3 protein-coding genes are annotated in these 3,907 nt (G+C 65.5%); 1 reads left to right on the top strand and 2 read right to left on the bottom strand.

Translation table 11 applies throughout. The features are described 5' to 3' along the window. The coding region (locus H6A15_RS10755; RefSeq protein ID WP_204673604.1) for an S-layer homology domain-containing protein at window positions 1-157 on the top strand (157 nt) is incomplete at its 5' end. A gap of 612 nt (window positions 158-769) precedes the next feature. Here the strand turns inward: H6A15_RS10755 and H6A15_RS09965 are convergent. Beyond that, window positions 770-1,000 (bottom strand): hypothetical protein, encoded by a 231-nt coding sequence (locus H6A15_RS09965; protein WP_204673602.1) that lies wholly within the window; start codon window positions 998-1,000, stop codon window positions 770-772. A 191-nt stretch (window positions 1,001-1,191) separates the two neighbouring features. Next, entirely contained in the window at window positions 1,192-3,882 is a 2,691-nt protein-coding gene (locus H6A15_RS09970; protein WP_204673603.1) for an S-layer homology domain-containing protein, read from the bottom strand. Window positions 3,883-3,907 lie beyond the last annotated feature (25 nt).

Below are 3,907 nucleotides of genomic sequence, written 5' to 3' on the forward strand. Positions count from 1 at the left end.
CGACGAGGCCGTCGCCTGGGCCGTCGAGGCCGGCGTCATGGGCCAGGACGTGGACGCCCTGCGCCCGGCGGACGCCATCAGCCGCGCCGAGGTCGCCGCGATGACCGTCCGCGTGCAGCCGGACGGCCGCCTGCTCGACTCGGACTTCATCCAGTAAATTCCGGCTGAGCATATCCGGCAGCCGCCGGAGCAAGAAAGCCCCCTCTCCTATGGGAGAGGGGGCTTCGTCACATAAGGGTTACACCAAGTGCCGCCCAGCCTACGCGCGGCGCGGGGCCCGTCGCCATGGAACGAAATGCGCCCCCTCTCTTATGGAGCCATTCGGGTCGCCGGTCTCGTGGGGGAGGCTGACGCTGCGCTGGGGGTCGACGGCCCCGCTCACATGCCGGCCGCGTACTGGGACGGCCGTGATGGGCCCATGGCCCGCGCAGAGATCGTGCGGACTTAAATCATGACCACCCGCAAAGCGGGTGCTTTTCTCTTAGGGTGTAACCCTATGGCCCCAGGCCGGGGACTCAAGCCCCTGGCCTGAACTGCGTTCAGGCCCGATAGCCCCTTGACTCGTGGCGCGCCGGCCGAACCGGCGGTGCGCTTTGCAGCCGTCGCCTCGTTCAGGCCGACGGTGGATGCTTGGCAGCCTCCGCCTAGGACCTCCTGTTCTCGGGCCCGTTCTGAGGTTCGCGTGCTGGCCGGACATCATCGGCGATCCCTCCCTCAGGCAGCCCATGAGGCTCGAGACGCCGGCCCCGGGCGGGGCGCCGGCCGGCATTTACGCATGGCCAGGCGCCCCTCCATGGCCTCCGTCTCCCTTCCAGCGGCACAGGTTCCGAGAGGTCAGTGCTAGGTCCTTGCGATACTCGTCGTAAACGGCCTTTCGCCCATGCTTCGGGGAGAACACGTCGCGGCACCCGCACGGCTGCCTCGTGTGCGAGGGGCCGTCGGCCTTCTTGGCCACGGCAACCGACTTCTCCTCGGGGCCGGCGACCGGGGCGATTGCCATGCTAGGGAAAGGCGTCTGGTTGCATGGTAATGGGGCCTCCACCCGCTGAGTTGACGGGCTATCAGGCCGCTCGAAGGTCGCGTGCCACAGGGTTAAGGCTCTTTCCAACAGGAGGCCCCCTCTCCTTGTGGAGAGGGGGCCTCCTCATGCCTGGGCTGCGTGGCGGGCGGAGCCGTGGTCTGGTCTGCCTGCTAGAAGCGGTCCATCATGTCGTCGAAGTCGAGCCTGCCGTCGGGCTGAACGCGCACGGTCATCGCGGCGACCTCGGCGCGGCTGATGGCGTCCGCCGGGCGCAGGGCGGTGACGTCCTGGCCCATGACGTCGGCGTTGACCGCCCAGAGGACGGCGTCCTTGGCGAACGCGGCGACCTGACCGGCGTCGGCGTAGGCGTCGAGCTCGGAGGCGTCGGTCTCGACATCGGCGGCCTCGAGGTCGGCGACCTTGGCGTAGCGGTACAGCATAGTCGCGAGCTCCTGGCGGGAAATCGTGGCGTCGGGCATGAACAGGTCGGTGCCGTCATAGCCGGTGACCACGCCCATGCGCTCGGCCCACTGGATGGCCTGGGCCCAGTAGCTGTTCTCGTCGACGTCGGAGAACGGGGTCTTGTAGTTGACGTCGTCGGTGCTGCCGCCCTCGTTCACGACCTCGTCCCACTGCAGGTGGCCGCCGGCCATCTTGTAGAGGGCCACGGCGACGTCACCGCGCTTGATCGTGTCCTCGGGCCCGAAGAGCGTGGTGCCGTTGTAACCGGTCATGTAGCCCATGCGGGAGGCGAGGTAGACGGGCTCGGAGTACCACTCGCCCGCGCTCGGGACGTCGGAGAAGACCTTGGCGTCGGTCACGCGCACCTTGACCATGCCCTCGACCTCGTAGTTGGTCACGCCGTCCTTGGTGGTGAGGTAGGCCTTGTACTTGCCCTTGTCCTTGAGCTCGACCGTCTCGCCGACCTCATCCTCGTCGATGTCGCGGACGTACTCGACGTCGTAGAGGTCCTTGGGGATGACGTTCCCCTTCGCGTCGACGAAGTCGGGGGCGAGCACGTCGCCGGTCCAGGCGAGGACGGTCTTGCCGCGCACGGTGAACGGGGAGTCGACGTTAGACGGGGTGATCTTCTGGGGCTTCACCTCGAAGTCGAAGATGTAGTCGCCGGCGAAGGTGATGCCGCGCACGACGACGTTGTAGTAGCCGGCGTCGACGATCTGGTCGACCTCCTCGACGGAGCCGTCGCCGTTGACCTTCTCGTAGACGACCTCGTAGTCGGTGCCCTCGGCGAGCTCGCCGGTGTCCACCTTCACCTTGAGGGACATGTTGGCGGTCTTGTCCTCGCCGTCGTACGTGTCATGGGTGTCCGTCACGACGTTCTGGCCCTTGTAGGAGAAGAACACGTCGTAGTCCTGGTCGACGCTGTACTGGACGACGACCTTGAAGGTCTTGGAGCCTGCGACGAACTGATTGCCGTTGTCGGGGTCGACCCACTCGGCGTCGACGCGCACGGTGTACGTGCCCGGCTTGGTCATGTCATCGACGACGTTGCCCTCGGCATCAGTGACGGCGATCTTGTAGCCGTTCGCTGGGATGTTCTTCTTGCCGGACGTCGCGTAGTTATAGTACACGTCGATATCATCGACATCGAACACCTTGGAGTCGGGGTCGGACAGGTCGACGACGAAGCTGTCGGGCTCGACCTCGGTGGCTTCGCCTGAATAGTCGATCAAGGCCTGGTACTGCGCATACCAGACGGTGAACGTGGTCTCGCCGGTCACGTTGGTGGCGCCGTCCTTCGCCTTGAGCTTGAAGGTGTAGGCGCCATACACGTCGGAGGGGCTGGTCTGCTGGTCCTTGGGGTTGCTGACGAACTCGAGCTCAATCTGGTCGGTGCATCCGCCGCCAAGGTCGGTGTAGGGGATGCCGTTGAGGGTGCTGATAGCGTCGGAGAGCGCCATGCCCTTGGCAGGACGGTTCGCGCCGCCGCTGGCCCAAAGCTGCGTGGTCCCGGCAATCTCGGCCGTGCTCAGGTCGAGCTGGTTGAGCGTGAACTCGCGCTCGACCTCCTGGCCGTCAAAGGCACCACCCGCGACGCCATCGATCTTCACGATGTACTTCGTGCCGATGCCGATCTTGCGGGTGCTAGGAGTAATCTGGTTCTTGCCGCCCTGGTCCCAGAGGGTGATGGTGTAGTCCACGCCCTTCTCGAGCAGCCGGCCGTTCATCTGCACGTTGATGCGGTCGAGGATCTCGGAGACCATGGTGCTGCCGTCCTCGCCGGTGTAGTTGAACGTCGAGTCCGTCGCGTCGAGCTCGTCGCAGAGCTGGGCGAGGTCGAGCTCCTGCCCGGTGATGGTGAACGTGTCAGCGACGCCGATGTAGTTGTCCACGGTTCCGGCGGCGTCCACGACCTGGCCGATGACGACGGCGTATGTCCCGGCCTCGGTGGGCTTCACGTTGTTGCCTTCAGCGTCCTTGACCTGAACACCGGTGAGGGCGACGGTGTCGCCATACTCGTTAACGTAGCTAACCTTGGTAGACGGGGCGTTGGTGTTGGTATTCTCGATTTTTACGTAGTAATAGTAGTAGGAGTCCTTCTTGCGCCCGCCCTTGGGCAGGATCCCCTCGAGGCGCTCGACGTCCTCGTTGTAGGGCTTGACCTTCACCGGCACGGGGCCCTGCGGGCGCCCGTTGTAGGTGTACTCGGTCGTGAGCGACCCGCCCTTGTACTCCACGTCGCCGTTCGCCATGGGCTCGGGGTCCAGCGCCTGGGTGGACGCCCCGTCGTCCGCGAAGGCGACCGCCGGTGCCGCGGCGCCGAGGGTGAGCGCGCCCACGAGCGACGCGGAGATCGCCAGGGCCACCCTCTTCGAATGGTTCTTGACGCAAGCTGTCATACGTCTTTCTCCTTCCATAAGGAAC

Origin of the sequence: Enorma phocaeensis, from assembly GCF_016901575.1 — a bacterium.
Classification (GTDB): domain Bacteria; phylum Actinomycetota; class Coriobacteriia; order Coriobacteriales; family Coriobacteriaceae; genus Limicola; species Limicola phocaeensis_A.